Source organism: Acinetobacter sp. YH01020 (assembly GCF_013420275.1).
Taxonomy (GTDB): Bacteria; Pseudomonadota; Gammaproteobacteria; order Pseudomonadales; family Moraxellaceae; genus Acinetobacter; species Acinetobacter amyesii.
The window spans coordinates 1-2,051 of the sequence record NZ_VOYN01000113.1; the positions used below are offsets into that span (position 1 = coordinate 1).

The window sequence follows — 2,051 nt, forward strand, 5'->3', positions numbered from 1 at the left end:
AGAATTATCCAAGTGAACTTATTCGAAAGGAAGTATTTGAAATCGCTATTCTCACCAGACAAGAGGGCGATAAAACAAGAGGAACCTCAATTGAGATTCCTCTTGTGATTTTTGTGGGACAGCAGTGCATTTGATGCCCTTTTTTTAAACTCTTAGATTAGCATTTGAAATTCAACAAGCTTTGATCAATAGACAGCTTCATTACCCAACTTGCCATTGATCGTATTTTTAAATTATTTTTATAATAATATTCGGTTTTTCAAATTAAGTATAAAAGCATAGACTGTTGGCCATGACATAGACCGACGGCAAGGAGACCCAAATGGCTGATCAAACACGTAAAATTGAAACCATTCGTTCAATTGAAACCTTACAACTGACTGAAAATTTGATCTCTGCAATGGACGATGCCGAGCAAGCTGAATCTGTGGCTCAAGCGATTTATTCACTCCAATGCCTCAATGAGCAGTGGTACTAAAACCCGAATTTACCCACCGTTTTCATTCCAGTATCTCTACCCTATTTGCCCATCAAGACTTGATGGGCGTTTTTGATCGTGCTTACAATAGACCTCAAATTTGATCAAGACTGCATTGCAAGGATAAAAAGCACGCATTATCGGACCATCGCTTTCAAGATGGAAAGATTGTTCTCGGCGCCAAATTTATCGCATAATATCCGCAATCTCTTCGTTTTATTTAAAGAAATATTCATCTTTCTTCACAGTTTCTCTGCATTTAATGCGTACAGTAGTGATATTGAAGATAAATTACTCATGAGGGTTGAACATGAAAAAGATTTTGCCAATTTTGGCTATTTCTTTCAGTGCTTTAATAGCAAGCAGCATCACGTCTGCAGCGCCTCACTTCAAGAACGATGAACGTGGCTTTGATGGCCCACGCGGCAATGCATATGGTCAAATGAAAAAAGATCGTGATTTCCGTGGTTATCAGGACGATGACGATCTTGAAGATCGACGCCGTATGCGTGAACAACGTGGAGTCAAACGTTTGCAACAACATAAATGGCAAACGGGCTATGTGATGCCACAGCATTATCGTGGTAATGGTTATAAAGTCGATTATAAAGACCATAACTTACCTAAACCATCGCGTAATCAGCAATGGTATAAAATCAATAATGACTACATATTGGTCAACTCAGATAGTAACAGTATTCTGAAAATTTTAGGTATGTAAGCCGTTTTGAATTTAATTTCGCCATATTTTTAAAGCCCAGATCAACTCTGGGCTTTTTTTATGAGGTTTTTTTAATGTTTAACCGCAAAAACTGATGCTGCCTAGCGTTCAGATCATTTACACACCTTCAAATTTCCTCCATACATTTCACAATTCAACTATATTGCCCCCACGCTTTCTCTGAACTTTCTCGCTAATTTTGAATCATCGAAAAACAGATTAGAAATGTATAGAGGTGTCCCATGAACAAAATCGTATCGAGTTTAGTTCTTTCCGTATCGGCTTTGATGGCAACAACAGCCGCCATTGCTGCGCCAGACCATCGTCAAGATGACCGCCGTTACCATCCGTCATACCAACATCAAGACAACCGTTGGGACAAAGATCACCGTCCGAGCAATTGGAATAACAACAACCGTTATGACAATAATCGCTACGACCGTAATGACTTTCGTCGTGTAAATCCAAGCCGCGATTGGCGTGTTGGTCAAAGCTTTCCTCGTTATTTCGATTCAAGCCGCTACAAAGTGAGTGATCGTGAAGCGCGCCGCTTACCGAACACCGGTCGTTATCAACAATGGTACAAAATCAATGGTGACTACGTGCTAGTCAATGATCGTACCGATCGCATCATTCGCATTAAGAATGGCTAATCATTCGACGATCTCTTAAGTCCCTTTCCCAACACCTGAACACTGTTCAGGTGTTTTTTTATCAAATGGAGGGTAAAACTCTGTCCTTCAGGTCAGAGATATAAGCGACACGACATGAAGTGTCGTTTGATTTAACTAAGGACTATTTTCCTTGAGTTTTGATTGTTAATATAAGTACATGAAAACCCTTAAATTACGT

At 39.6% G+C, this 2,051-nt stretch carries 3 protein-coding genes; all 3 read left to right on the forward strand.

The window, feature by feature from the left end:
- The first annotated feature begins 322 nt into the window (after window positions 1-322).
- The 3 genes from FTT85_RS18305 to FTT85_RS18315 all read left to right on the forward strand — a co-directional run bounded on the left by FTT85_RS18305 (window position 323) and on the right by FTT85_RS18315 (window position 1,852).
- On the forward strand, window positions 323-478 hold the full coding sequence (locus FTT85_RS18305; protein ID WP_180008593.1) for a hypothetical protein: 156 nt from the start codon (window positions 323-325) through the stop codon (window positions 476-478).
- 310 nt (window positions 479-788) lie between these two features.
- Entirely contained in the window at window positions 789-1,199 is a 411-nt protein-coding gene (locus FTT85_RS18310; protein ID WP_078193274.1) for an RcnB family protein, read from the forward strand.
- Window positions 1,200-1,441: 242 nt separating this feature from the next.
- On the forward strand, window positions 1,442-1,852 hold the full coding sequence (locus FTT85_RS18315) for an RcnB family protein (protein WP_168379728.1): 411 nt from the start codon (window positions 1,442-1,444) through the stop codon (window positions 1,850-1,852).
- The last annotated feature ends 199 nt before the right edge of the window (window positions 1,853-2,051 follow it).